The sequence below is a fragment of the Streptomyces djakartensis genome, assembly GCF_014651075.1.
Taxonomy (GTDB): Bacteria; Actinomycetota; Actinomycetes; order Streptomycetales; family Streptomycetaceae; genus Streptomyces; species Streptomyces djakartensis.
The window spans coordinates 1-25,484 of record NZ_BMWE01000041.1 but is presented as its reverse complement, the minus strand read 5'-3'; the positions used below and the strand labels follow the sequence as shown (position 1 = coordinate 25,484).

Annotated in this window: 24 protein-coding genes and 1 riboswitch; of the genes, 18 read left to right on the top strand and 6 right to left on the bottom strand. The window is 70.5% G+C overall.

Annotation, left to right across the window (positions count from 1 at the left end; all coding sequences use genetic code 11):
- From IE212_RS34175 to IE212_RS34165, 3 genes are all read left to right on the top strand, one after another.
- Window positions 1-1,123 (top strand): cytochrome c oxidase subunit I (locus tag IE212_RS34175; RefSeq protein WP_190201883.1); only part of this gene is annotated, 1,123 nt, incomplete at its 5' end.
- Window positions 1,120-1,518: a cytochrome c oxidase subunit 4 gene (locus IE212_RS34170; RefSeq protein ID WP_190201882.1), complete on the top strand. Its 399-nt coding sequence runs from the start codon at window positions 1,120-1,122 to the stop codon at window positions 1,516-1,518. The genes IE212_RS34175 and IE212_RS34170, both read left to right, overlap by 4 nt.
- Window positions 1,519-1,649: 131 nt before the next feature.
- A complete protein-coding gene (locus tag IE212_RS34165; RefSeq protein ID WP_190201881.1) occupies window positions 1,650-2,906 on the top strand; it encodes a L,D-transpeptidase in 1,257 nt (418 codons plus the stop codon).
- 95 nt (window positions 2,907-3,001) lie between these two features.
- Here IE212_RS34165 and IE212_RS34160 read toward each other — a convergent pair whose 3' ends face one another.
- Window positions 3,002-3,403: a response regulator gene (locus IE212_RS34160; RefSeq protein WP_190201880.1), complete on the bottom strand. Its 402-nt coding sequence runs from the start codon at window positions 3,401-3,403 to the stop codon at window positions 3,002-3,004.
- A gap of 144 nt (window positions 3,404-3,547) precedes the next feature.
- On the opposite strand from IE212_RS34160, the gene ctaE reads away from it, so the two are divergent.
- The 6 genes from ctaE (at window position 3,548) to IE212_RS34130 (ending at window position 10,712) form a co-directional block, all read left to right on the top strand.
- Window positions 3,548-4,168: an aa3-type cytochrome oxidase subunit III gene (ctaE, locus tag IE212_RS34155; RefSeq protein WP_190201879.1), complete on the top strand. Its 621-nt coding sequence runs from the start codon at window positions 3,548-3,550 to the stop codon at window positions 4,166-4,168.
- Window positions 4,169-4,245: 77 nt separating this feature from the next.
- Window positions 4,246-5,058, top strand: coding sequence for a cytochrome bc1 complex diheme cytochrome c subunit (qcrC, locus tag IE212_RS34150; RefSeq protein ID WP_190201878.1), 813 nt, complete (start codon window positions 4,246-4,248; stop codon window positions 5,056-5,058).
- Window positions 5,055-6,125: a cytochrome bc1 complex Rieske iron-sulfur subunit gene (qcrA, locus tag IE212_RS34145; protein WP_190201877.1), complete on the top strand. Its 1,071-nt coding sequence runs from the start codon at window positions 5,055-5,057 to the stop codon at window positions 6,123-6,125. The genes qcrC and qcrA overlap by 4 nt, the downstream gene beginning before the upstream one ends.
- Window positions 6,122-7,744, top strand: coding sequence for a cytochrome bc1 complex cytochrome b subunit (gene qcrB, locus IE212_RS34140; protein ID WP_190201876.1), 1,623 nt, complete (start codon window positions 6,122-6,124; stop codon window positions 7,742-7,744). Before qcrA ends, qcrB begins: the two co-directional genes overlap by 4 nt.
- Window positions 7,745-7,869: 125 nt before the next feature.
- Entirely contained in the window at window positions 7,870-8,934 is a 1,065-nt protein-coding gene (trpD, locus tag IE212_RS34135; RefSeq protein WP_190201875.1) for an anthranilate phosphoribosyltransferase, read from the top strand.
- 145 nt (window positions 8,935-9,079) lie between these two features.
- A riboswitch (SAM riboswitch) is annotated at window positions 9,080-9,196 on the top strand.
- A gap of 148 nt (window positions 9,197-9,344) precedes the next feature.
- Window positions 9,345-10,712, top strand: a complete 1,368-nt coding sequence (locus IE212_RS34130) for an aminotransferase class V-fold PLP-dependent enzyme (RefSeq protein WP_190201874.1) — start codon at window positions 9,345-9,347, stop codon at window positions 10,710-10,712.
- A 49-nt stretch (window positions 10,713-10,761) separates the two neighbouring features.
- Here the strand turns inward: IE212_RS34130 and IE212_RS34125 are convergent, their stop codons facing one another.
- The gene (locus tag IE212_RS34125) at window positions 10,762-11,043 is read right to left on the bottom strand and encodes an Lrp/AsnC family transcriptional regulator (protein ID WP_190201873.1); all 282 of its coding nucleotides are present in this window, start codon (window positions 11,041-11,043) and stop codon (window positions 10,762-10,764) included.
- Window positions 11,040-11,792, bottom strand: a complete 753-nt coding sequence (locus tag IE212_RS34120; protein ID WP_190201872.1) for a rhomboid family intramembrane serine protease — start codon at window positions 11,790-11,792, stop codon at window positions 11,040-11,042. The genes IE212_RS34125 and IE212_RS34120 overlap by 4 nt, the downstream gene beginning before the upstream one ends.
- A gap of 159 nt (window positions 11,793-11,951) precedes the next feature.
- On the opposite strand from IE212_RS34120, the gene IE212_RS34115 reads away from it, so the two are divergent.
- The 5 genes from IE212_RS34115 (at window position 11,952) to IE212_RS34095 (ending at window position 17,294) form a co-directional block, all read left to right on the top strand.
- Window positions 11,952-12,191: a hypothetical protein gene (locus tag IE212_RS34115; RefSeq protein ID WP_003989675.1), complete on the top strand. Its 240-nt coding sequence runs from the start codon at window positions 11,952-11,954 to the stop codon at window positions 12,189-12,191.
- A 38-nt stretch (window positions 12,192-12,229) separates the two neighbouring features.
- On the top strand, window positions 12,230-13,579 hold the full coding sequence (locus IE212_RS34110; RefSeq protein ID WP_190201871.1) for an NYN domain-containing protein: 1,350 nt from the start codon (window positions 12,230-12,232) through the stop codon (window positions 13,577-13,579).
- A 247-nt stretch (window positions 13,580-13,826) separates the two neighbouring features.
- Window positions 13,827-14,867, top strand: a complete 1,041-nt coding sequence (locus IE212_RS34105) for a C40 family peptidase (protein WP_190201870.1) — start codon at window positions 13,827-13,829, stop codon at window positions 14,865-14,867.
- 201 nt (window positions 14,868-15,068) lie between these two features.
- Window positions 15,069-16,082 carry a C40 family peptidase gene (locus IE212_RS34100; RefSeq protein ID WP_190201869.1) on the top strand — a complete coding sequence of 338 codons (1,014 nt, stop codon included), beginning with the start codon at window positions 15,069-15,071 and terminating at the stop codon, window positions 16,080-16,082.
- A gap of 33 nt (window positions 16,083-16,115) precedes the next feature.
- Complete coding sequence (locus IE212_RS34095) at window positions 16,116-17,294, top strand: hypothetical protein (RefSeq protein WP_190201868.1); 1,179 nt, start codon at window positions 16,116-16,118, stop codon at window positions 17,292-17,294.
- A gap of 19 nt (window positions 17,295-17,313) precedes the next feature.
- On the opposite strand, the gene IE212_RS34090 is transcribed toward IE212_RS34095, so the two are convergent.
- On the bottom strand, window positions 17,314-17,844 hold the full coding sequence (locus IE212_RS34090) for a PadR family transcriptional regulator (RefSeq protein ID WP_190201867.1): 531 nt from the start codon (window positions 17,842-17,844) through the stop codon (window positions 17,314-17,316).
- Between the two features lie 114 nt (window positions 17,845-17,958).
- On the opposite strand from IE212_RS34090, the gene IE212_RS34085 reads away from it, so the two are divergent.
- Window positions 17,959-19,284, top strand: a complete 1,326-nt coding sequence (locus tag IE212_RS34085; RefSeq protein ID WP_190201866.1) for an MATE family efflux transporter — start codon at window positions 17,959-17,961, stop codon at window positions 19,282-19,284.
- Here the strand turns inward: IE212_RS34085 and IE212_RS34080 are convergent.
- The gene (locus IE212_RS34080) at window positions 19,245-20,480 is read right to left on the bottom strand and encodes a glycosyltransferase 87 family protein (RefSeq protein ID WP_190201865.1); all 1,236 of its coding nucleotides are present in this window, start codon (window positions 20,478-20,480) and stop codon (window positions 19,245-19,247) included. The two genes, IE212_RS34085 and IE212_RS34080, sit on opposite strands and share 40 nt — an antisense overlap.
- A gap of 118 nt (window positions 20,481-20,598) precedes the next feature.
- Between IE212_RS34080 and IE212_RS34075 the strand changes: the two genes are divergently transcribed.
- Both IE212_RS34075 and IE212_RS34070 read left to right on the top strand, forming a co-directional pair.
- Window positions 20,599-21,741 (top strand): glycosyltransferase family 4 protein, encoded by a 1,143-nt coding sequence (locus tag IE212_RS34075; protein WP_190201864.1) that lies wholly within the window; start codon window positions 20,599-20,601, stop codon window positions 21,739-21,741.
- Window positions 21,742-21,793: 52 nt separating this feature from the next.
- Window positions 21,794-23,431 carry a GMC family oxidoreductase gene (locus tag IE212_RS34070; RefSeq protein WP_506005142.1) on the top strand — a complete coding sequence of 546 codons (1,638 nt, stop codon included), beginning with the start codon at window positions 21,794-21,796 and terminating at the stop codon, window positions 23,429-23,431.
- A gap of 18 nt (window positions 23,432-23,449) precedes the next feature.
- Here the strand turns inward: IE212_RS34070 and IE212_RS34065 are convergent, their stop codons facing one another.
- Entirely contained in the window at window positions 23,450-23,989 is a 540-nt protein-coding gene (locus tag IE212_RS34065) for a hypothetical protein (RefSeq protein WP_190201863.1), read from the bottom strand.
- Window positions 23,990-24,360: 371 nt separating this feature from the next.
- Between IE212_RS34065 and IE212_RS34060 the strand changes: the two genes are divergently transcribed.
- Window positions 24,361-25,484, top strand: a 1,124-nt coding sequence (locus IE212_RS34060; RefSeq protein WP_373301480.1) for an ALF repeat-containing protein, incomplete at its 3' end; no start/stop codon positions are given.

Below are 25,484 nucleotides of genomic sequence, written 5' to 3'. Positions count from 1 at the left end.
GACGATGTTCCGCATGCCGATCTTCACCTGGAACGTGCTGCTGACCGGTGTGCTGGTCCTGCTCGCCTTCCCGGTCCTGGCCGCGGCCCTGTTCGCCCTGGAGGCGGACCGCAAGTTCGGCGCCCACATCTTCGACTCCGCCAACGGCGGCGCGCTGCTGTGGCAGCACCTCTTCTGGTTCTTCGGCCATCCAGAGGTGTACATCATCGCCCTGCCGTTCTTCGGCATCATCTCCGAGGTCATCCCGGTCTTCTCCCGTAAGCCGATGTTCGGTTACTTCGGCCTGATCGGCGCGACGATCGCGATCGCGGGCCTGTCCGTGACGGTGTGGGCGCACCACATGTACGTCACCGGCGGTGTGCTGCTGCCGTTCTTCTCCTTCATGACGTTCCTCATCGCCGTACCCACCGGTGTGAAGTTCTTCAACTGGATCGGAACGATGTGGAAGGGCTCGCTGTCCTTCGAGACGCCGATGCTCTGGGCGACCGGCTTCCTGATCACCTTCACCTTCGGTGGTCTGACCGGTGTCATCCTGGCCTCGCCGCCGATGGACTTCCACGTCTCCGACTCGTACTTCGTGGTGGCGCACTTCCACTACGTCGTCTTCGGCACCGTCGTCTTCGCGATGTTCTCCGGCTTCCACTTCTGGTGGCCGAAGTTCACCGGCAAGCTCCTGGACGAGCGCCTCGGGAAGATCACCTTCTGGACGCTGTTCATCGGCTTCCACGGCACCTTCCTGGTCCAGCACTGGCTGGGTGCCGAAGGCATGCCCCGTCGCTACGCCGACTACCTGGCGGCCGACGGCTTCACCGCGCTGAACACGATCTCGACGATCAGCTCGTTCCTGCTCGGCATGTCGATCCTGCCGTTCTTCTACAACGTGTGGAAGACGGCCAAGTACGGCAAGCCGGTCGGCGTCGACGACCCGTGGGGCTACGGCCGCTCCCTGGAGTGGGCCACCTCGTGCCCGCCGCCGCGGCACAACTTCATCACCATGCCGCGGATCCGCAGTGAATCCCCGGCGTTCGACCTGCACCACCCGGAGATCGCCGCTCTCGACCAGCTCGAGAACGTGGGCCACGACGACAAGGCCCTCGCTGGCGGCAAGGAGGCCGGCAAGTGAAGATCCAGGGCATGATGTTCATGTGGCTGAGCCTCTTCGTGCTCGCCATGGCGGTCGTCTATGGCGTGTGGTCGCAGGAGCCGGCCGGCACCACGGCCCTCTTCCTGGCCTTCGGCCTGTGCATCATGATCGGCTTCTACCTCGGCTTCACGGCCAAGCGGGTGGACGTCGGCGCACAGGACGACAAGGAGGCGGACGTCGCGGACGACGCCGGTGAGGTCGGGTTCTTCAGCCCGCACAGCTGGCAGCCGCTCTCCCTGGCCATCGGCGGCGCCCTCGCCTTCCTGGCGGTCGCCATCGGCTGGTGGCTGATGTACTTCTCGCTGCCGATCATCCTGATCGGCATCTGGGGCTGGGTCTTCGAGTACTACCGCGGTGAGAACCGCACCCAGTAACAGGCGCCGAGCGCTCCAGGGGCCCGGACACTCCGAGAGGGGGGTCCGGGCCCCTGCCTTTGCCGCAAAGCGTGTCACTCGTTCGAGTCATTCGGCGTGCCGCAGTTGACCAGGCTTCCTAGCGTGAGGTCATGAGCCACATAGTGATCTCCCGCCCCCGCACCGCAGTCAGCTGCACGCTGCTGGTGACAGCCCTCTGCGCGGGCCTCACCGCCTGCGGCTCCGACGGCAACCCTCTCTCCCACCGCCCCTACGACGCGGCGGGCCAGGTATCCGTCAACGCCCCCTCGGGGGGCCGTGAGAAGGCCGACCCGGACAAGCCCCTGGAAGTGGTCGCCGAGGACTCCGACGGGCGCATCACCGACGTCACGGCCTATGACGTCACCGGGCGCTACGTGGCCGGTGAACTCGCCGCCGACGGCGGCCGCTGGTACAGCACGTCACCCCTGGCCGCCAACGCCAGCTACACCGTCCGGGTGAGCACCGAGGACGAGGACGGGGCGCCCGGCCGCAAGGTCCTGACCTTCGACACGGGCAAGCCGACCACCAAGAAGCGCCTGGACGTCACCTTCGGCCCCAAGGCGGGCACGTACGGAGTCGGCCAGCCCGTGACGGCCGAGCTGAGCCAGCCCGTCAAGGTCAGGGCCCAGCGGGCCGTCGTCGAACGCGCCCTCAAGGTCTCCTCCACGCCCGCCACGGACGGTGCCTGGCACTGGGTGGACGACACCAAGCTCCACTACCGGCCGAAGGAGTACTGGCCCGCACACGCCACCATCCAGGTCCGCAGCAACCTGGACGGCATCAAGATCGGCGACCGCATGTGGGGCGGCAAGGCCAAGCCGCTGACCATCACCACCGGCGACAAGCTGGTCGCCGTCACGGACGCCGCCGCACACCAGATGACGGTCTACAAGAACGACGAGGTCGTCCGCCAGATCCCCGTGACCACCGGCAGGCCCGGCTACGACACCCGCAACGGCGTCAAGGTCGTCCTGGCCAAGGAGGGCACCGTCCGCATGACCAGCGCCAGCATCGGCGCCTCGGACTTCTACGACCTGATCGTCCACCACTCCGTGCGGGTCACCAACAGCGGCGAGTACGTCCACGCCGCCCCCTGGTCGGTCGGCTCCCAGGGCGCCGCCAACGTCAGCCACGGCTGCACCGGCATGAGCACCGAGAACGCCGCCTGGTTCTACGACACCGTCCGCGAGGGAGACATCGTCAAGGTCATCAACTCCGGAGGCGAATCGATGGCCCCCTTCGGCAACGGCTTCGGCGACTGGAACCTCGACTGGGCGAAGTGGCGCACCGGCAGCGCCCTGATCGGCGGCACCCCCGACGGCCCCACCCCGGCGGACAGGGCCCGCCTGAGGCCCCAGAGCGTCTAGACGCCCTCAGCAGCAGCGCCACCCAGGGGCGCGGGACACCGCGCGACAGGCCACGGATGGCCCGCAGCCGCCACACAACAGCCAGCTCCCGGCCCCTAGGCGTTCAAAGCGGCCCTCTCCCGCAACAGCGAAGCCAGGGCCGCCGCGAACTCCACCGGCTCCACCGGCAACGTCACCGCCGACTCAGCCCGGCTCCACGTCGCCAGCCACGCGTCCTGCGGCCGCCCGATCAGCAACAGCACGGGAGGACAGTTGAAGATCTCGTCCTTGATCTGCCGGCAGACCCCCATGCCCCCCATCGGCACGGCCTCGCCGTCCAGCACGCAGACGTCGATCCCTCCCCGGTCCAGTTCCTTCAGCACCGCGCCAGGAGTCGCGCACTCCACGAACTCCACCACCGGAACGTCCGGAGCCGGCCGACGGCCGGTGGCGAGCCGCACCTGCTCGCGGGTGTTGGAGTCGTCGCTGTAGACCAGCACCGTGGCGGTCGGCTGCATTGTTCCTCCGTGACGTCAGCGTCGTAAGGACAGGCCCGTGGGGCGGATGCTACTCCCTTGAACACCACGTCAACACCGGTACGACCGGGTCAGACACTCCGAACGGCACCCCCGGGAGTGAGGGCGGGATAAGCGACCGACATAATGTCGGTCGTGGCGACAGCAACGACAGTAGAAACCGGGCACGCGCACCCGTCGGTCAACCGGCCGAACCTCACCAGCGTCGGAACCATCATCTGGTTGAGTTCCGAGCTGATGTTCTTCGCGGCCCTCTTCGCGATGTACTTCACCCTGCGATCGGTGACGGGTCCCGATCACTGGAAGGAGATGGCTGCCCATCTCAACTTCCCGTTCTCGGCGACGAACACCACCATCCTGGTGCTCTCCTCGCTCACCTGCCAGCTCGGCGTCTTCGCCGCCGAGCGCGGTGACGTGAAGAAGCTGCGGATGTGGTTCGTCGTCACGTTCGTGATGGGTGCCGTCTTCATCGGCGGTCAGGTCTTCGAGTACACGGAGCTGGTCAAGGACGCGGGTCTGTCCCTGTCCTCCGATCCGTACGGCTCGGTGTTCTACCTGACCACCGGCTTCCACGGCCTGCACGTGACGGGCGGACTCATCGCCTTCCTGCTGGTCCTCGGCCGGACCTACGCGGCCAGCCGGTTCACCCATGAGCAGGCGACGGCCGCGATCGTCGTGTCCTACTACTGGCACTTCGTCGATGTCGTCTGGATCGGCCTCTTCGCCACGATCTACATGATCAAGTAGCCGGGCCCGCACGCGCGCCCGACGAGGCACGCATCCCAGAAGCATCGACGCAGAAGATCCTGACACCGGGGTAATCCGTGAAAAAGCTCTCCGCACGACGACGCCACCCGTTGGCGGCGGTCGTCGTCCTACTCCTCGCGCTGCTCTTCAGCGGGGGGCTGTACGCCGTGTTCGCACCCACGAGCAAGGCCGAGGCCGACGAAACCGCCCAGTCCCTCACCATCGAGGAGGGCAAGAAGCTCTACGCCGTCGGCTGCGCCAGTTGCCACGGCACCGGCGGTCAGGGCACCTCCGACGGGCCGAGCCTGGTGGGTGTGGGCGCCGCGTCCGTCGACTTCCAGGTGGGCACCGGCCGGATGCCGGCCGCCACCTCCCAGGGCCCGCAGGTCCCGAAGAAGAAGAACATCTACAGCCAGGCCGAGATCGACCAGCTCGCGGCCTACATCGCCTCGCTGGGTGCCGGTCCGGCCATCCCGACCAAGGAGCAGTACGGCCCCGCGGGCGCCGACATCGCCGAGGGCGGTGAGCTGTTCCGCACCAACTGCGCGCAGTGCCACAACTTCACCGGCAAGGGCGGTGCGCTCACGCACGGCAAGTACGCGCCGGACCTCGAGGGTGTCAGCCCGAAGCACATCTACGAGGCCATGCAGACCGGCCCGCAGAACATGCCGTCCTTCCCCGACACCACGCTGTCGGAGGAGAACAAGAAGGACATCATCGCGTACCTGGACGCGGTCAACAGCAGCAAGTCCGAGAGCCCCGGCGGTCTCGAGCTCGGCGGCCTCGGGCCGGTCAGCGAGGGTCTGTTCGGCTGGATCTTCGGTCTCGGCGGGCTGATCGCCGTCGCCGTGTGGGTCGCCGCCCGGACCGCAAAGGCCAAGAAGTCATGAGTAGCCAAGACATTCCAGAAGAGAACCTGCCTGCCGAGCAGCAGTCCGCAGGACATGACGAGCACGGTGCGGTGGGCGTCCCGGACGACAAGCACCCGTTCGCCGACCCGGGCCTGCCTCCCCACGAGCACCGGATCCAGGACGTCGACGAGCGGGCCGCCAAGCGGTCCGAGCGTGCGGTCGCCCTGATGTTCACGGTGTCGATGCTGGCCACGGTCGCCTTCATCGCCTCGTTCGTGGCGATCCCGGTCGACAAGTCGGTCTACATCTTCCCGCTCGGCACCATCAGTGCCCTGAACTTCGCGCTGGGCCTCACGCTCGGCATCGCGCTGTTCTGCATCGGCGCGGGCGCCGTCCACTGGGCCCGCACCCTGATGTCGGACGTGGAGATCGCCGACGAGCGGCACCCGATCGAGGCCGACCCCGAGACCCGGGAGAAGGTCTTCGCGGACTTCAAGCAGGGCGCCAAGGAGTCCGCGCTCGGCCGCCGCAAGCTGATCCGCAACACCATGTTCGGTGCCCTCACGCTGGTGCCGCTCTCCGGTGTCGTGCTGCTGCGCGACCTGGGCCCGCTGCCCGAGGACAAGCTGCGCCACACGCTGTGGTCCAAGGGCAAGCTGCTCGTCAACATGAACACCGACGAGCCGCTGCGTCCGTCCGACGTCGCCGTGGGTTCGCTGACCTTCGCCAAGCCCCAGGGCCTGGAGGAGCACGACCACGACTTCCAGAACGAGATCGCCAAGGCCGCCCTGATGATCGTCCGGATCCAGCCGGAGGACATCAAGGACAAGCGCGAGCTCGAGTGGTCGCACGAGGGCATCGTCGCGTACTCGAAGATCTGCACCCACGTCGGTTGCCCGATCTCCCTGTACGAGCAGCAGACGCACCACGTGCTCTGCCCCTGCCACCAGTCCACCTTCGACCTCTCCGACGGTGCCCGAGTGATCTTCGGTCCCGCTGGTCACGCCCTGCCGCAGCTCCGCATCGGCGTGAACGACGAGGGCTACCTCGAGGCGCTCGGCGACTTCGAAGAGCCCGTCGGCCCTGCTTTCTGGGAGCGCGGATGAGCACTGCACAGACACGCCGCAAGGCGCCCGCCGGAGAGCGGGTCGCCGACTGGGCCGACGGCCGCCTCGGGATCTACTCCCTGGCCAAGGCCAACATGCGCAAGATCTTCCCGGACCACTGGTCCTTCATGCTGGGTGAGATCTGCCTCTACAGCTTCATCATCATCATCCTCACGGGTGTGTACCTGACGCTGTTCTTCCACCCGTCGATGAACGAGGTGGAGTACCACGGCAGTTACATCCCGCTCCAGGGGCAGCTGATGTCGGAGGCGTTCGCCTCCACCCTGGACATCAGCTTCGACGTCCGTGGCGGTCTGCTCATCCGGCAGATCCACCACTGGGCGGCGATCATCTTCCTCGCCGGCATGTTCGTGCACATGATGCGCGTCTTCTTCACCGGCGCGTTCCGCAAGCCGCGCGAGATCAACTGGCTGTTCGGCTTCCTGCTGTTCGTCCTGGGCATGTTCACCGGCTTCACCGGCTACTCGCTCCCGGACGACCTGCTCTCCGGCACCGGTGTCCGCTTCACCCAGGGCGCGATCCTGTCCGTGCCGATCGTCGGCACGTACATCTCGATGTTCCTGTTCGGCGGGGAGTTCCCGGGTACCGACTTCGTCGCCCGGTTCTACTCGATCCACATCCTGCTGCTGCCGGGCATCATGCTCGGGCTCGTGGTCGGCCACCTGATCCTGGTCTTCTACCACAAGCACACGCAGTTCGCGGGTCCCGGCCGGACCAACAAGAACGTCGTCGGCATGCCGCTGCTGCCGGTCTACATGGCCAAGGCCGGAGGCTTCTTCTTCCTGGTCTTCGGTGTCATCGCGGCCATCGCCGGCATCGCGACCGTCAACCCGATCTGGGTCCTGGGCCCCTACCGTCCCGACCAGGTGTCGACCGGTGCCCAGCCCGACTGGTACATGGGCTTCGCCGAGGGTCTCGTCCGCGCCATGCCGGGCTGGGAGATCAACTTCTGGGGTCACACGCTGGTTCTGGGCGTGTTCATCCCGCTGGTGCTCTTCGGGCTGTTCCTCGCGATCATCGCCCTCTACCCGTTCATCGAGTCGTGGGTCACCGGGGACAAGCGCGAGCACCACATCCTGGACCGGCCGCGCAACGCCCCGACCCGCACCGCCTTCGGTGTGGCCTGGGTCACCGGCTACATCATCATGCTGATCGGTGGTGGCAACGACATCGTCGCCACGCACTTCCACCTCTCGATCAACGCGGTCACCTGGTTCGTCCGGATCGGGTTCTTCGCCGGACCGGTCATCGCGTTCGTCATCACCAAGCGCATCTGCCTCGGCCTGCAGCGCCGGGACAAGGAGAAGGTGCTGCACGGCCGCGAGTCGGGCATCATCAAGCGCCTGCCGCACGGTGAGTTCATCGAGGTGCACGAGCCGCTCAGCCAGGAGCAGATGTACACGCTCACCGCGCACCACCAGTACGAGCCGGTCGAGATCGGCCCGACGGTCGACGAGAACGGTGTCGAGCGCAAGGTGAAGGGCTCCGAGAAGCTGCGCGCCAAGCTCAGCGACGCCTACTACGGCGAGGGTGCCCAGATCCCGAAGCCGACCGCCGAGGAGTACCGGGAGATCACGAGCGGCCACGGCCACCACTGATCACTGCTTCGCCACGCCACGCAGGGGCCCCGTCCGGTGTTCGGACGGGGCCCTTCGTGGTGTCCCGGGCTGGATAGGGTGAGACCACAGCTTTTACGTGGCGTACGACGACCCAGGAGCGGCTTATGAGCGCTGTGACCCCCGCTGGAGGCGACACCGCGGCGGGCCGCACCTGGCCCGCCCTGCTGAACGGCCTGCTGGACCGCCGGGACCTGACCGCCGACGACACCGCGTGGGCGATGGACCTCATCATGCGCGGCGAGGCGACGGACGCGCAGATCGCCGGGTTCGTGGTGGCGCTGCGCGCCAAGGGCGAGACCGTCGAGGAGATCGCCGGATTCGTCCGGGCCATGTACGAGCACGCGAACGTCATCGAGGTGCCGGGCCCGGCCGTCGACATCGTCGGCACCGGCGGCGACGGGGCGAAGACCGTCAACATCTCCACCATGTCGGCGATCGTCATCGCCGGCACCGGCGCGAAGGTCGTCAAGCACGGAAACCGCGCCGCGTCGTCGGCGTCCGGGGCGTCGGACGTCCTGGAGAAGCTCGGCGTCAACCTGGAGCTGCCCACGCACCGGGTGGCCGGGGTCGCCGAGGAGGCCGGCATCACCTTCTGCTTCGCGGCGAAGTTCCACCCCGCGATGCGCCACGCGGGCGCGGCCCGTGGCCAGTTGGGCATCCGGACGATCTTCAACGTCCTCGGTCCGCTGACCAACCCCGCGAAGGTGCGGGCCCAGGCCGTCGGGGTCGCGGACCCGCGTATGGCGCCGATCGTCGCGGGCGTCTTCGCCGACCGCGGGCACTCGTCGCTGGTGTTCCGCGGCGACGACGGGCTGGACGAACTGACCACCACCGCCACGTCCCGGGTGTGGATCGTGCGCGACGGCAAGGTCACCGAGGAGGCCTTCGACCCGCGCGACGTGGGCATCGAACTGGTCCCCGTGGAAGCCCTGCGCGGCGCGGACGCCTCCTACAACGCGGAGGTCGCCCGCCGCCTGCTCGACGGTGAGACCGGCCCGGTCCGTGACGCCGTGCTGCTGAATTCGGCGGCGGCGCTGGTTGCCCTGGAGCCGGGCCCGGGGACGCTGACCGAGCAGATCCGCGCCGGTATGGCCAAGGCGGCCGAATCCATCGACTCCGGAGCCGCCAAGCGGACCCTGGAGCGGTGGGTGACCGCGAGCAACAGCTAGGCCTTGTCGTTTGGGTCACGCCGCAGACGCGGGGCATGGCACGCGCATCGGCCGCGTGGTCCGAACGACGGACCCCTGGCGCGGGGTGTCCCGCAATCCGGACGCGGGTTGCGGGACCTCGATCATTCCCGTACGTTCCTGTCCAGGTCATGAGTGACAGTCATGAGGCCCCGGCCGACTGTCCGGCAACCCTCCGTCCGTGGCGGGGTGCCCCGGGTGAAGACCGGGCCGCAGGCAGCGAGGTCTGTGGCAAGCGCGTGACGAGGAGTTCCCCGTGATTCAGCGAATGCGATAGGGCCGCAGAGCCCCGCCTCCGCATGCCCTTTCCCCTTCACCGCCGCTGGTAGCCGTACGCGTACAGCCGTACCGGCTCGCGGTCGGATTCCACCTGCTTTCACGGGAGTTCAGCCATGTCCGTCTCCACCCTTGCCGCCGACCAGTCCGTTTGTGCCCCGCTGCCCGTTCTGGGACGGGATGTCACCGTGCCGCTCGTCACCGGTGGCGAGGTCACCTACGCAGCGCTCGACTACGCCGCCAGCGCTCCGGCTCTCCAGCGGGTCTGGGACGACGTCGCCGCCTACGCGCCGTACTACGGCAGCGTCCACCGCGGCGCCGGCTACCTGTCCCAGCTGTCGACCGACCTGTTCGAGAACGCCCGCCGCACCGTCGCCGAGTTCCTCGGCTGCCGGGACGGCGACCAAGTGGTGTTCACGCGCTCCACCACCGACTCCCTGAACCTCCTCGCCGCCGCGCTTCCCGCCGGCTGCCAGGTCTTCGTCTTCGAGACCGAGCACCACGCCTCCCTGCTGCCCTGGCGGAACGCCCAGGTCACCTACCTCGACGCCCCGAGCAGCCCCCGCCAGGCCGTCGAGACCCTGGAGCGCGCTCTGGCCGGCCGGCACGTGCACGGCCCGGCCCTCGTCTGCGTCACCGGCGCCTCGAACGTCACCGGTGAGCTGTGGCCCGTCCGGGAGCTCGCGGCGGCCGCCCATGCCCATGGCGCCCGGATCGTCCTCGACGCCGCCCAGCTGGCCCCGCACCACCCGGTGTCCGTCCAGGACCTCGACGTCGACTGGGTCGCCTTCTCCGGCCACAAGCTGTACGCCCCCTTCGGATGCGGCGTCCTGGCCGGGCGGGGCGCCTGGCTGCGTCAGGCGGAGCCGTACCTCGCCGGTGGCGGCGCCAGCCGCAAGGTCACCCGGCGCGCCGACGGGGGAGTGGACGTGGAGTGGCACGACAGCGCCGCCCGCCACGAGGCCGGCTCGCCCAACGTCATCGGCGCCTACGCCGTCGCCTCGGCCTGCAAGGCGCTGACCGAGGCCGGTTTCGACACCCTCGTCGCCCGCGAGCAGTACCTCGTCCGCAAGGTGCGCGACGGCCTCGCGGACGTCCCCCAGGTGCGGTTCCTGTCCCTGTTCGGGGACGACGCGCCGCGCGTCGGTGTGCTCTCCTTCGTCGTCGAGGGCTGGAACAGCTCGCACTTCGCGGCCGCCCTGTCCGCCGAGTACGGCATCGGGGTGCGGGACGGCCTCTTCTGCGCCCACCCGCTGGTGCGCACGCTGCTCGGCAGCGACCCGCAGACGCAGGGCGAGTGCGGGGCGCCCGAGGCCGCGCCGGGCGAGACGTCGCTCAACGCCATCCGCGTCAGTTTCGGAGCGGGGACCCCCGACGAGCACGTCGACCGTTTCGTCTCCGCGGTGAAGGAGCTCGTGCGGGACGGCGCCCGGTGGAACTACCGCACGCAGGACGGGCGTTGCGTGCCGGACACCTCGGCGTGAACCGGCACGGACCTGGCTGGTGCCGGGGCGAACGTCGCCTGCCCCGGCGCTAGTTGTCCAGCCCGATCGAGAAGGCCGCCTCCAGGTCGTGCTGCGAGTACGTGCGGAACGCGACGTGCGTGTCGGTGCCCTGCACGCCGGGGATCTTGCTGATCCGGCCGGGGATGACCTCCGCCAGGTCCTCGTGCTGCCGCACCCGGACCATCGCGATGAGGTCGTAGGTGCCGGTGACGGAGAAGACCTCGCTGACGCTGTCCAGCGCCGCGATGGACTCCGCGATCTCGGGGATCCGGTCCACGCTGGTCTTGATGAGCACGATCGCGGTGATCACGGCTGGTTCTCTCCCTCGGCGGGCGGGGCAGGGGCGGCCTTCACTCTAGTAGGGCTGGTGGGGCGGCCGTGGCGGACCGTCGCGTAGCCGAAGCCCAGAGCGAATCCGATCAGGTGGGCGAGGTAGGCCACCCCCGGCCCGTCCGAGGCCCGCCCCGCCGCCAGCCACTGCAGCGCGGCCCAGAACGGCAGCACCACCCACGCCGGGAAGCGCACCGGCAGGAAGAAGAGGAACGGCAGGAGACTGGTCACCCGGGCCCGCGGGAACAGGTACAGGAATGCGCCGAGGACCGCCGAGATCGCCCCCGACGCCCCGACCAGGGACTGCCCGGAGTCCGCGTTGGCGACGGCGTAGCCCAGCAGGGCCAGGTAGCCGCAACCGACGTAGAACAGGGTGAACCGCACCCGGCCCATCCGCTCCTCGGTCATCGCCCCGAAGACGTAGAGGAAGAGCATGTTGCCGAGCAGGTGCACCCAGCTGCCGTGGACGAAGAGCGCTGTCGCGGGGGTCAGGGCCGCCCCGGCGGAGCCCTCGAACAGATCTGCGGGGATCACGCCCCAGTGCCGGAAATAGGCCCGCTGCGCGGCGAGCAGGCCGTCGCCCGTGCCGTACGCCGGATTGAGGCCCGAGGCGGGGCCGGCCAGGAAGACCACGCAGCACAGGGCGATCAGTGAGTACGTCACCGGCGCCGACGACCTCCTGGCCGATCCGCCGCCCCGGACGATCGACGCACTCCACTTTCTGATCACGAACACAGAGCATGACGTAACCGGACGCAACAGCGCAGACCGCCTCGCCGCCGTGGACGCGTGGGCCACGAGGACCCGCCAGGCCGTAGGGTTACGGACCACACGCACCGGGGAAGCCGGTGGCGTCACGGACACTAGAAGGAAAGAGAACAGGTCACGATGACGGTTCCCCTGCCGACCGCCGAGACGCGGTGGCGCTGCACCCTCTGCGGCAACCTCACGCGGTTCGACGTGACCCGCTCGTCGAAGGTCGTCGAGTACGTCCACCTGGATCTGGCCGGAGAGCCCAAGGTCGAGGAGCGCGAGGTGCTCAGTGAGACCATCGAGTCGGTGCGCTGCCGCTGGTGCAACGCGGTGGACCAGGTGGAACTCGTGGACAGGCCGGGCGCCGGCTCCTGACGGGAGCGGGCCCCGCACAGGCGTTTGGGGTGTGACGGATGGTGGAGACCACAGGCGGGGGGCCGGGCGACGGCGCCGCTGAGGTGCTCGACCGTCCGCTGCCCGACGGCGTGCGCCGCAGAGTCGTGCAGATCGTCTCCGACGGCTTCGGCTCCCTCACGGTCGGCGAGCTGCCCGCGCAGCTGAGGCAGTACGCCCGGTTCGCCCCGAACCGGCGGGCCAAGTTCGCCGGCAACGCCATGGCCGCGGCGCTGGAGACCGACCCGCTGTTCCGGCAGCGCATCGGGGAGAAGCTCAGAGAGGCCCAGCCGGAACTGACCGGCGCCCTCGACTCAGGCTCCCCGCCCCCGGCCGCGGACCCGCTCGACGTGGCGGCCGCGGCCTATGTACTGCGGCCCCTCGGCTGGGTGAAGCTGGTGACCGCCGCCGGTGAGGAGGCCCAGCGGGCCGACGCCGAGCGTGCCGACGAGGAGAGCCGGGCCGAGCTGGACCGGCTGCGCGCCGAGCTCGAGCGCGCCCGTGAGCACACCAGGGCCGAGACGGAGCGGCTGCGTACGGAGCTGGATGCGGCAAGGAGGGAAGCCGAGTCGCTGCAACGCAAGCTCCGCGCCGCCTTGAGCGACGTCAAGCGCGGCGAGGCCGCCCTGCGCAAGGCGCACGGCGAGATCGAGGCCGCCCGTGCCGAGGGGCACGCCCAGGTGTCCGCCGCCGAGAGTGAGACCCGGCGGCTCAAGGCCCGGCTGGGAGAGGCGGAAGCCGCCCTGGAGGCCGCCCGGCGGGCCGCCCGCGAGGGCCGCAGCGTCGAGGACATGAGGGTACGGCTGCTGCTGGACACCCTGCTCGACGCGACTCAGGGCCTCAGGCGCGAACTGGCGCTGCCGCCGGTGTCGGTGCGGCCCGCCGAGACCGTGGACGCCGTCGAGCCGGGCCGCATGAGCCCGAAGGACATCGCCGCCCGCGCGCTCTCCGAGAACGACCCTCAGGTCCTCGACCAGCTGCTGGCGCTGCCGCAGGCGCACCTCGTCGTCGACGGTTACAACGTCACCAAAACGGGTTATCCGCAAATGCCACTGGAGAAGCAGCGTCTGAGGCTGCTGGGGCAGCTCTCGCAGCTGGCGGCGCAGAGCGGAGCCGAGGTGACGTGCGTCTTCGACGGGGCCGAACTGGCCGCGCCCGTGCTGCTCGCGCCGCCCCGCGGGGTCCGTGTGCTGTTCTCGAAGGCGGGCGTCACCGCCGACGAGCTGATCCGCCAACTGGTGCGCGCCGAACCGCCCGGCAGGCCGGTCATCGTGGCCTCGACCGACCGCGAGGTCGCCGACGGCGTGGCTCGCGCGGGCGCCCGCCCCGTCGCCTCGGCGACGCTCCTGAAGCGGCTTTCGCGCGCCTAGGGACCGTACGGGCGAGACGTAACGTCCGGGCGTGATGCCCGACTTGATGAGACTCGTGTGCCACGTTGGGTCAAGTGTGTCTCACTGGCTGTGAGTCCAGGGGAAAAGTTCGCCTACCGTGATGTGATTTTTCATCTGAGGATTTGAACTGATCACAGGAAGGTCACTAGGGTCAGGCCGCGAACCTCCGCTCGGGTGATCGCTCACTGGGAGCGACGGCGGAGGGCCCCGAAGGAGCTTGTCACCCGTGGCGTCCCACCGTCGTCCCAAGCAGCCGAGCCGCGCACGTGTGACCGTGTTGACCACCGCCGCCGCCGCTGCCGTCGCCTTCAGCTCGCAAGCCGCCAACGCCGCGCCCAGCGAGAAGCCGAGCAAGGACGAGGTCAAGGCCAAGGTCGACAAGCTCTACGAGGAGGCGGAGCACGCCACCGAGAAGTACAACGGGGCCAAGGAGAAGCAGGAGAAGCTCCAGAAGGAGATCTCCACCATCCAGGACAACGTCGCCCGCGGCCAGGAGGAGCTCAACGAGCTGCGCGACAGCCTGGGCCTCGCGGCCGCGTCGCAGTACCGCACCGGCTCCATCGACCCGTCCGTCCAGCTCTTCCTCTCCTCGGACCCGGACAGCTACCTCGACAAGGCCTCCACTCTCGACCAGTTGAGCAGCCAGCAGGTCGAGGCGCTGAAGAAGGTCCAGGAGAAGCAGCGCGAACTCGCCCAGGACCGTGCCGAGGCCTCCGAGAAGCTCAGGGACCTCGCCTCCACCCGCACTGAACTCGGCAAGAAGAAGAAGGAAGTCCAGGGCAAGCTCGCCGCCGCGCAGAAGCTGCTCAACACCCTCACCGCCGCCGAGAAGGCCCAGATGAAGGCCGAGGAGGAGCGCGCCAGCCGCGACAGCGCGCGCGACGCCCTCACCGGCAACGTCCCGCCGGGCTCCGGCCGGGCCGCCGCCGCCTTCGCCTTCGCGCAGAGCCAGCTCGGCAAGCCCTACGTCTACGGCGCCACCGGCATGAGCTCCTACGACTGCTCCGGCCTCACCTCCCGCGCGTACGCCGCGGCCGGTGTGCAGATCCCGCGCACCTCCGAGGCCCAGACCGGGGCCGGCACCAAGATCTACTCGGTCAGCCAGCTCAAGGTCGGAGACCTGGTCTTCTTCTTCAACGACCTGCACCACGTGGGCCTCTACGCCGGCAACGGGCAGATCATCCACGCCCCGCGCACCGGCACCGTCGTCCGCTACGAGTCGATGGACACCATCGGCGGCCCGTTCATGTTCGGCGTCCGCGTCTGACCAAGCCCCCAAGATCAGGACACCGTGTCCGCCGATCGGGGGAATCCCGAAAGCCTCGGCTGAGCCCGCGCCCCGCCAGTGACCTGCGTCAGCGGCGGGGCGTCGTGCCGCCTGCCCACGGATGGTCGTTGGCGGCCCCCTGTCACGGGGCTACTGTCTGCCGCGTTTCCTCATCCGCCAGCGGAAGGAGAGCGGCTTCCCGTGGGGTCCCATCGCCGCCTTGCACCGTCCGGGCTCGACCGGGGCGCCGGCGCCGCGGTCAGCATCCTGTCCGTCGCGGCCACCGCCCTGGCCGCGGTGCCGGCCGCCGCCGTTCCGTACGACGACACCCGGGCCGAGGTGGACCGCCTCTACGAGCAGGCCGAGAAGGCCACCGAGGCCTACAACAAGGCCGACGAGCGCGCCGACGCGCTGCGCGCCGAGGCGGGCGCCGCCCGGGACAGGGTCGCCCGGCAGCAGCAGCGCGTCAACTCCATGCGGGAGTCGCTCGGTTCGCTGGCCGGCGCCCAGTACCGGTCGGGCGGCCTCGACCCGTCCCTCGCCCTGCTGTTCTCCGACGATCCCGAGGAGTACCTCGACAGGGCCTCCCGGCTGGAGCGGCTCACCGCCCATCAGGCCGGCGCGCTGCGGGAGCTGCAGGAGGCCCTGCGCGAACTCGCCCACGACCGCGAGGAGGCCGCCGGGAAGCTGCGCGACCTGGAGAAGAGCCGCAAGGCGGTCCGTTCCCACAAGAAGACCGTCGAGCGGAAGCTGTCCGCGGCCCGGCGGCTGCTCAACTCCCTGCCGGCGTCCGAGCGCGCCGCCTACGACCGTGCCTCCCGCTCCGGCCGTGACGGCATGCCCTGGCCCGGGGCCGCCACCGCCGCCACGGGGCGTGGTGCCGCCGCCGTCGCCGCCGCCCGTGCCGCGCTCGGCAGGCCCTACGTCTGGGGCGCCAACGGCCCCTCCGGCTTCGACTGCTCGGGCCTGATGCAGTGGTCGTACGCGCAGGCCGGGGTGGCTCTGCCGCGCACCTCGCAGGCCCAGCGGTACGCCGGGAGGCAGGTGCCGCTGTCCGAGGCGCGCCCCGGGGACCTGGTCATCTACCGGGGCGACGCGAGCCACGTCGGGATGTACATGGGCGACGGCCAGGTCATCCACGCGCCCTACCCCGGCGCGCCCGTGCGCTACGACCCGGTCGGGATGATGCCCGTCTCGTCGGTCACCAGGGTCTGACCGGCGCGGTCCGGCGCCCGTACGATCGGGCAGGTGGCTGGTCGAAGGTCTGGATCCCCGGTGGTGGCGCTTGTACTGCTGCTCGTCGTCCTGACGGGATGCGGCGGCCGGCCCGGGGTGGATCCCGCCGCCGCCGACGTCCAGCGGCTCCTCGACCGCCGGGCCGCCGCCGTCCTCGACCACGACGAGCGGGCCTACGCGCGGACCGGTACGGCGCCGGATCTCGCCCGGTTGCGCCATGTGCCCCTGGCCGACTGGTCGTACCGCGTGACCGGACTGCACCGCACCGGCGGCACGGCCACCGCCGACGCCGAACTGCGCTACCGCCTCGCCGGTCACGACCGGGCTCCGGTGACCGCCGGCCGGACCCTGCGAGTGAGCCGTGACGCCGACGGGCAGTGGTCCGTCGACGCCGAGCGGCCCGCGAAGAAGTCCGCGCAGCAACTGTGGGACCAGGGCGTGGTGCAGGTCGTCCGGGGCGAACACAGTCTCGTTCTCGGCGTCGGGCAGTCCGGCAGGTCGCTGCGGGACTTCGCCGCCCTGGCCGACCGTGCGGTGCCCGCCGTGTCGCAGGCGTGGGGCACGGACTGGGGCCGGCAGGTCGTCGTCCTCGTGCCCAAGTCGCTGGAGGGGATGGCCGGGCTGCTCGGTTCGCCCGCCTCCTCGTACCGGGGGATCGCGGCGGTCACCACCGGCGAGACGGGCGCGCGGGCACCGGCGGACCGCGTCATCGTCAACCCGGACGCGTTCGCCCTCCTCGGCGGCCCGGGCGAACAGGTGGTTCTCACCCACGAGACGACGCACGTGGCCACTCGCCGGGACACCACCGCCGCCACCCCCCTGTGGCTGTCCGAGGGATACGCCGACTGGGTCGGCTACCGGGCCACCGGCCGCACCCCCAGCGAGGTCGCCCCCGAGCTGGCCCGCGCCGTGACCCGGGGGCGGGTCCCGGCCGGCCTCCCGGACGACGAGGACTTCGGCTTCACCGGCGACGGGAGCCGCCTGGCCCGCGCTTACGAGAGCGGCTGGACGGCCTGCCTGCTGATCGCCGACCGCTGGGGCGAGGCCCGGCTGGGCGACTTCTACCGCGCGGTCGGGGAGCACCGGAAGCGGACCGGGGCCGTGGAGGAGGCGATGCGCGAGGTGCTCGGGACGACGCGGGAGGAGTTCACGGGGCTGTGGCGGGAGTATCTGCGGGAGCAGTTCGGCTGACCGGGCCGGGCGGCCGGAGTCAGCCCGGCCGCTCGAGCAGTGCGATGGTCTCCCGTAGCCAGGCTCGTTCTGCCTCGCCCGTGGCCCGGGCGACCCGCAGCATGCCCTGGCGGAACGGGTCGTCCGCCTCCTCGGCGCGGACCGGCTTGCCGGCCTCGTAGAAGAAGCTCGCCGGGGTCTCGAGGAAGTCCAGCCGGCGACGCAGTACCGCCGCCTGTTCCTGCCGGTCGGGCAGGTGCCGCAGAAACGCCAGCACCGTGTTGAACCGGACGTGGTCGGTGATCTCCGTCTGCTTCGGGCGGCGCAGCCGCTCCCGCAGCTCCTCGTGGCCCCGGTCGGTGAGGGCGAGCATCCTCCGCTGGGCCGCGCTCGTGCCCGGCTCGGTGCGCTGGTCGAGCAGGCCCGCAGTCACCAGGCGCGTGATCGCCGGGTAGAGCGCGCCGTCGCTCACCGGCCGGACGTGGCCGGTCAGCGCCTTGATCCTCTCCTTCAGCTCATAACCGTGCAAGGGCTCCTCGGCCAGGAACCCCAGGATCGACAGCTCCAGCATCCTTCCTCCTTGCGGGCGCCGGCCACCCCATGCTACCTCTAACCGAGCTATCTCGAATCGAGGTAGCTCGTAGCTCGGTCAGAGGGCAGCCAGGCCCCCAGGAGGAGAGTCATCGTGGACGCCCATCGCAAACAGCTCCTCCTGCTCGCCCGCCCCGTCTACTTCTCGCTCCTCGCCTCGGTCGCCGCCGGGATCATCAACACCGTCTGGGTGGCCCGGCTCGGCGGCCCGGCGGTGGCCGCCGTGGCCGTGGCGACGAACACGGAGAACGTGCTGCTCGGTATCGCCCTGGTCTTCGGCTCCGGCACGACCGTGCTGGTCGCACACGCCAGGGGTGCCCGTGACCAGGCGGCCGTCCGGAACGCGGTGCGCGGTGGGTGGGCACTGTGGGCGCTGGTGACGCCGGTGGTCGTGGCGGGCGGCCTGCTGGGACGCGAACCACTGGCCCGGCTGGTGCTGGGCGGAGCGGACGGAACCGCCGTCCCGCTCGCCGTCGCCTACTTCACCGTCTCCATGCCGGGCATGACCGTCTTCTTCGCCCAGCAACTCGTCGACGGCCTCCTCAAGGGAACCGGCGACACCGGAACACCGATGCGGCTCGCGCTCCTGGCCAACGGCCTGATCCTGGTCCTGGATCCGCTCTTCATCCACCTCTACGGCGTCCAGGGCGCCGCCGCCGCCACGGTGCTGGCCCGGTGCGCGGCCCTGGGGGCCGGGCTCCTCGCGGTCCGGCGCAACGCACTGCTGCGGGGAGCTCGCGGAACGGCGCCGGGCGAGTGCGCGGCCCGGTCGCTGCGCCGGACACTGACCACCGGCCTGCCCATGTCCGCGGACTTCACCGTGCGGCAGACGGGAGCGCTGATCCTGGTCGCCGTCGTGGCGCGGCTCGGGGTGAGCGCCGTGGCCGCCTACTCGATCGCGTACAAGGTCATGTACGTGGCGACCATGGCCTTCTACGCCGTCCGTCAGGCCGCGTCCATCCACACCGCGCACACGCGTGGGGCCGGGCGGGACGCGCGGCGGGCGATCGGGCGGCAGGCGGTGCTCGTCTGCGGGGTGATCGGCCTCGTCGCGGCCGTGCTGCTGTCTCTGACCGCCCCGTGGATCATGGCCGCCTGCGGTGCCGAGCCCGCCGTCGCGCGTGAGGGCGTGCTGTTCCTGCGCTGCGCCGGGCCCTACCTGGTGCTCATGGGCGGCCTCATCGCCCTCGGCGGGGTCTTCGAGGGAAGCGGCGGCGCCTCGGTGCTGCTGCGGGTGACCGTGCTCGGGACAGTGGTCCAGCTGACGCTCGCGTACGGCCTGACCGGCCTGGGACTGCCCGGCGTGTGCCTCGCGCTGGCGCTCGCGGCGGCGGTGCAGTGCGGGCTGGCGGGTGTGCTGTTCCGGCGTGATGCCCCGGTTCAGGAGGTGACCGGTGTCTCGTCGGCGCGGGCGGGCTGAGCGGGCACCGGCGCGGGCAGCGTGCGCGGGATCGTCGCGCGCCACAGGGCGCGGGCCGCGAGGAGGGTGGCGGCGACCAGGAGGCCGTTGCGGAGGAACAGGAGAGTGAGGCCGAGACCGTCGCTGGCCACCACGTTGGCGAAGTAGAGCGGGAACTCCAGGACCGTCACGAGGCAGGCGGCCAGGACCAGGACGACCGGGGTTCGCATGCGGCTCGCCGGGAAGTACAGGCACACCGCCGCCAGACCGACCAGCCACACCATGTACTGGGGGCTGATCACCCGGCTCGTCGTGGTGAACATCAGCACCGCGACGAAGGCCGCGTCGGCGACCGTGTGCTCCTCGAACCGCCGGGCCAGCAGCCGCCACAGCACCAGCCAGGCGAAGGCCGCCCCCGTCAGGAAGAGCGCGGCCGTGCTCACCGCGCTCACGTACGGCCCGAGGAACTCGATCGAGCCGTAGTTCAGCAGCACCGTCCCCTCCCAGCCGAAGTGCCGGGCGACATGGAAGACCAGCGCGCCCAGCGACTCCACCTCGGTGCCCCGGTCGCGCTGGGCGGTGAGGAAGGCGAAGCCGCCCGGCATGGCCAGGACCAGCGCGCCCGCGACCGCGATGCCGGTCGCCAGCGCCGACCCCCAGACGGCGCGTCGGCGGGCGGCGAGCAGAAGCATGACCGGCCAGACCTTCAGCAGCGCCCCGAACGCGGCCAGGGCTCCCATCGCCCTGGGGTGCCGGGCGCCCGCGAGCAGCGCGGCCACCGCCACGGCCGTCACCATCACGTCGTAGCGCGCGTACACCGTCGGCCCGATCAGCGGTACGCCCGCCACCCACACCCAGGCGCCGCGCAGCGACCGGCCGGGGCGCCGGCCCGCGTACGTCAGCAGCGCCAGCACCGTCAGGTCGGTGACGCAGACCAGGGCGTAGAACGCCGTCGCGTAGTCCAGCAAGGGCAGCAGACCGGGGGAGAGGATCGCCAGCGCGGCGGCGGGCGGGTACTGCCAGGTGACGTCGCCCCGGGGAAACGTTCCGGTCCGCAGGACGTCGTACCAGCCCTGGTAGATCACGGACACGTCGCTCGTCACGTCCGGGCCCGGGAAGACGTACACCTTCAGCACGAACAGCAGCAGCACCAGCCTGGTGAGGCACCACGTCACCGGCAGCCATGCCGGGGACCGCCTCGCGCCCGTCGCCCTCACCTGATCCCCGCCTGTCTGTCCGCCGTCTCCAGGGGGTCATGATGTCCCCGCCAGCTGTGAGCCTGCCACAGGTGCCGGGGCGAACGGCCCAGAAGGGCTGTTCGGTAGGGTCGGCGGCGTGCGCAAGACCCTGATCGTGACGAACGACTTCCCGCCCCGGCCGGGTGGCATCCAGGCCTTCCTGCACAACATGGCGCTGCGGCTGGACCCGCGACGCGTGGTCGTCTACGCCTCCACCTGGAAGCGGGGCCGGGAGGGCGCCCTGGCGACCGCCGCCTTCGACGCCGAGCAGCCCTTCACCGTCGTACGGGACCGTACGACCATGCTGCTGCCCACGCCGGGCGTCACCCGGCGGGCCGTCGGGCTGCTGCGGGAGCACGGGTGCACGTCGGTGTGGTTCGGGGCGGCGGCGCCGCTCGGCCTGATGGCGCCGGCGCTGCGCACAGCGGGCGCCGAGCGGCTGGTGGCCACCACGCACGGGCACGAGGCCGGCTGGGCCCAGCTGCCCGCGGCCCGGCAGCTGCTGCGCCGCATCGGCGAGTCCACGGACACCATCACCTACCTGGGCGAGTACACCCGCTCGCGGATCGCGGCCGCGCTGACGCCGGAGGCGGCCTCGCGCATGGTGCAGCTGCCGCCGGGTGTCGACGAGAAGACGTTCCATCCCGCCTCGGGCGGCGACGAGGTCCGGGCCCGGCTGGGGCTGACGGACCGGCCGGTGGTGGTGTGCGTCTCCCGGCTGGTGCGGCGCAAGGGGCAGGACACCCTGATCCGGGCCATGCCCCGCGTCCTGGCCGCCGAGCCGGACGCGGTGCTGCTGGTCGTCGGCGGCGGGCCGTACGAGCGGGACCTGCGGCGGCTGGCCAACGAGACGGGCGTCGCCGCCTCCGTCCGCTTCACCGGCGCGGTGCCCTGGGCCGAGCTGCCCGCCCACTACGGCGCCGGCGACGTCTTCGCCATGCCCTGCCGCACCCGCCGGGGCGGCCTCGACGTCGAGGGCCTCGGCATCGTCTATCTGGAGGCCTCGGCGACCGGGCTGCCGGTCGTGGCCGGTGACTCGGGAGGAGCACCGGACGCCGTCCTGGACGGGGAGACCGGCTGGGTGGTGCGGGGCGGCTCCCCGGCGGAAGCGGCCGACCGCATCGTCGCACTCCTCTCGGACGCCGAACTGCGGCGCAGGATGGGGGAGCGGGGGCGCGAGTGGGTGGAGGAGAAGTGGCGCTGGGACCTGCTGGCGGACAAGTTGAAAACTTTGCTGTGAGTGGGGTCCGCGCACTCTAGGCGGAACGGAGAAATCCGCACATGCTGCGCGCATGACAGTAAAACTGATGCAGCGTCAGCTGACGAGACGTCAAATCCTCGGCATGGCCGCCCTCCAGGCGGCAGCGGCGGCGGGGCTCACCCGCATCGGCCTCCAGTCCGCCACGGCAGCCGAACCGGCCACCGTGGACAACGCGCCCGCCGTCGTCGTCGGTTCGGGCTACGGCGGTGCCGTGGCGGCCCTCCGCCTCGGCCAGGCCGGCATCCGCACGCTCGTCCTCGAGATGGGCCGCCTCTGGGACACCCCCGGCCCCGACGGCGAGGTCTTCTGCTCCACCAGCGCCCCCGACCGGCGCTCCATGTGGTTCCGCACCCGCACCGAGGCCCCGCTCGCCACGTTCCTCTGGCTCGACCTGGTCAACCGGGACATCGGCGCCTACCCGGGCGTCCTGGACCGGGTGCACTACGACCACATGTCCGTGTACGTCGGCCGGGGCGTCGGCGGCGGGTCCCTGGTCAACGGCGGCATGGCGGTGACCCCGCTCCGGTCCTACTTCGCCGAGCAGTTCCCCACCGTGGACACCGCGGAGATGTACCGCACCTACTTCCCGCGGGCCCGCTCGATGCTGGGAGTCAACACCGTCGACCCCGCGTGGTTCGAGTCCACCGAGTGGTACCGCTTCACCCGGGTCTCCCGCGCTCACGCGGACAAGGCCGGACTGAGGACCACCTTCGTGCCGAACGTCTACGACTTCGGCCACATGGAGCGCGAGGCGGCCGGCACGGCGACCAGGTCGGCTCTGGCGGGCGAGGTCATCTACGGCAACAACCACGGCAAGCGCAGCCTCGACAAGACCTACCTCGCCTCCGCGCTGGGCACCGGGAACGTCACCCTCCACACCATGGAGCGGGTCACGTCGATCAGGAGGACGCCCGACGGGACGTACGTACTGACCGCCCAGCGGATCGACGACACCGGCGCCGTCGTCGGGACCAAGGAGTACGGCTGCAGGTACCTCTTCCTCGGCGGCGGAAGCATCGGCACCACCGAACTCCTCGTGCGGGCCCGGGAGTCGGGCACGCTCCCTGCCCTGGACGCCGCCGTCGGCACGGGCTGGGGCACCAACGGCAACGTGATGCTGGGCCGGGCCAACCACCTGTGGGACACGGTCGGTGCGAACCAGTCGACCATGCCGGTCATGGGCATCGACGACTGGGCCAACGCCGACAACCCCGTCTTCGCCGAGATCGCGCCCCTGCCCGTGGGGCTCGAGCACTGGGTCAGCCTCTACCTGGCGATCACCAAGAACCCCGAGCGGGCGTCCTTCACGTACGACGCGGCGAGCGGTGCCGTGCGGCTCGGGTGGAGCGCCGCGCAGAGTGCCGTGTCGGTGGGCATGGCGAAGAAACTGTTCGACCGGATCAACAGGGCCAACTCCACGATCTACCGGTACGACCTGTTCGGCTCGCCGAGCAAGGTCTTCGCCGACGACTTCACCTACCACCCGCTGGGCGGCTGCGTACTGGGCCGGGCCACGGACGACTACGGGCGGGTGAAGGGCTACGCCAGGCTGTACGTCACCGACGGCTCCCTGGTGCCCGGCTCGATCGGGGTCAACCCCTTCGTGACCATCACGGCCCTCGCCGAACGCACGATGGCGCGGGTGCTGGTGGAGGACACCGCGCCCTGACCGTGGCCGGACCATGCCTCACATGTACTGGAAGTACCGGTCGTACCAGGCTGGCGGAAGCTCGTCTTCCTCCTCGTCCGCGGACGCGGTCGCCAGTGCCGCCAGAATCGCCTCGCCGGCCTCGTCGTCTCCCAGGTGAGTCGGTCCGTCGTACGGCTCCATGAGCAGTTCGATGGGCACGTAGACGCAGCCGAGTTCCGTACACAGCTCGTCGAGCCAGGTCACGAACTCGTTGTCCAGGCCTTCCTCACAGCCGGGCAGACCCCATCGCCTTCCCGTTCCGGCGGTGACGAAGGGACCGAAGTTACTTATCAGCACCCACAGGGGCTCGCCCGTCCCCATGGCCTCAGCAGGGACCGAGACGGCACCGAGGAAGCTCGAGTCCTGCCCCATGCCGGCCGACACGGACGACCCGAAACGCCCCTCCAAGGCGTCGGCGAACCGCCGAAAACGCTGCCGGGCGGCCGGAACGTCGTAATCCCGGGGCATCTCCCGGTGTTCGGGGTCGGGGTCGTCCAGCTCGCGCAGGAGCTTCCGGAGATGTTCGGCGGAGTGCACAGAGGGGCACCGATCGAAATCAGTCAAAGCAGTGGCCAAAGGTGGCCATGAATCTACTGTGAAGGTCGTAAATCGTAGGTAAAGATTAGAAGGTGCTGGGGTGACCTCCCGGCCGGGGGAAGAGCGAGGGACGCGCACAAGGGGAAGCGCGGCAGGCCGTCCACGGGCAGATGCCTGAGACCGCGCGGCGGCAACCCCCTGGAACGCGATGACCTCTCGGACTCGCCCAGTTCGCCGCAACCACCGCCCACGCCTTGCTCCCGGTCGTCGATGCGGACGTCATCAGAGTCCCCCGCTGAATTGGTCATGCAGGGATGAGGAGCGACGCGTTGAGTGTCAGATGGGGAGCCGCGCCGGTATGGCGCGGCTTCGTGGCGACGCTGTTGGCCCTGGCAGTGGTTTTGGGCGCCGACCTGCGTCCTGCCGCGGCCGACGACGGCGAACCACCATTCGAGAGAACGGACGTTCTCGAAGCCTGGAAGTACGGCGGTCCGGGTGTACGGAAGGCCGCAGAGGCAGCTCTGCTCGGGTCTTCCGAGGACATCCAGACTTTCATGGCCGAGGACTTGCCGGTCATCTGGGAAGAGGACCTGCGAGTGCAGGTCGCCCAGGTCATGGCGATCGGCGGCCCGGCGGTGCGTGAGGCGGCCAACGCCGCCCTGAGCGGCGGCGTCGAGGAACTCCAGGCTTTCCTGGAGAGCTCCTTCGGCCCCGCCCACGACGACGATCTGCGCGTCCGCGTGGCGCAGGCGATGGCCTTCGGCGGCCCGGGTGTGAAGGAAGCGGGCAGCAAGGCGCTGGACGGCACCGCCGACGACTGGACCGCGTTCCTCCAGGACGGCCAGTACGCGGCACGCAACGACGACAACCGGGTCCGGGTGGCCCAGCTGCTCGCATCGGGCGGGCCGAACGTGAAGAAGCTTGCCGGACAGGCCCTCGACGGCACGGCTGAGGACATCCAGGAGTTCCTGGACCACGGCTGGGCGATCGCGGCCGCGCGTGATCAGGAAACGCTCTCGGTCAGCCAGCTCGCCGAACTCGCCGAGAAGGCGCAGAAGCAGGCTAAAGAGCTGACCGAAACCGCCAAGGAGGAGGCGGCCAAGGCCGAGAAGGCCACCAAGGCGGCCAAGGAAGCGGCCCTGGTCGCGGCCAAGGAGGCCCAGGAGGCCAAGTCGTCGGCGGGCAAGGCGGCGGCAGCCGCGTCCCGGGCAGCCGCCGCTGCGAACCGTGCGGCCCAGTCCGCCCGTACGGCGGTGTCCGCGGCCGCGGCCGCGAACGCCACAGCACGAGTGGCCGCCACCGCCGCCGCTCAGGCAGCCTATGCCGCCAGCCGGGCCGGCAGTGCGGCCTCTGCGGCCAGGTCCGCGGCCGCCTCGACGCCGGCTGACGCCGCCCGGGCCCACGAGGCGCGGAAGGCCGCGGACAAGGCCAACGCCGCCTCCTCGGGGGCACGGAAGGCGGCCGACGCGGCCGACCAGGCGGGCATCGCCGCCGA

Coding starts and splice junctions, on each gene's coding strand:
- IE212_RS34165 (WP_190201881.1), top strand. CDS start 1,650: ATGAGCCACATAGTGATCTCCCGCCCCCGCACCGCAGTCAGCTGCACG.
- IE212_RS34160 (WP_190201880.1), bottom strand. CDS start 3,403: ATGCAGCCGACCGCCACGGTGCTGGTCTACAGCGACGACTCCAACACC.
- ctaE (WP_190201879.1), top strand. CDS start 3,548: ATGTCGGTCGTGGCGACAGCAACGACAGTAGAAACCGGGCACGCGCAC.
- qcrA (WP_190201877.1), top strand. CDS start 5,055: ATGAGTAGCCAAGACATTCCAGAAGAGAACCTGCCTGCCGAGCAGCAG.
- qcrB (WP_190201876.1), top strand. CDS start 6,122: ATGAGCACTGCACAGACACGCCGCAAGGCGCCCGCCGGAGAGCGGGTC.
- trpD (WP_190201875.1), top strand. CDS start 7,870: ATGAGCGCTGTGACCCCCGCTGGAGGCGACACCGCGGCGGGCCGCACC.
- IE212_RS34130 (WP_190201874.1), top strand. CDS start 9,345: ATGTCCGTCTCCACCCTTGCCGCCGACCAGTCCGTTTGTGCCCCGCTG.
- IE212_RS34115 (WP_003989675.1), top strand. CDS start 11,952: ATGACGGTTCCCCTGCCGACCGCCGAGACGCGGTGGCGCTGCACCCTC.
- IE212_RS34110 (WP_190201871.1), top strand. CDS start 12,230: ATGGTGGAGACCACAGGCGGGGGGCCGGGCGACGGCGCCGCTGAGGTG.
- IE212_RS34090 (WP_190201867.1), bottom strand. CDS start 17,844: ATGCTGGAGCTGTCGATCCTGGGGTTCCTGGCCGAGGAGCCCTTGCAC.
- IE212_RS34070 (WP_506005142.1), top strand. CDS start 21,794: ATGACAGTAAAACTGATGCAGCGTCAGCTGACGAGACGTCAAATCCTC.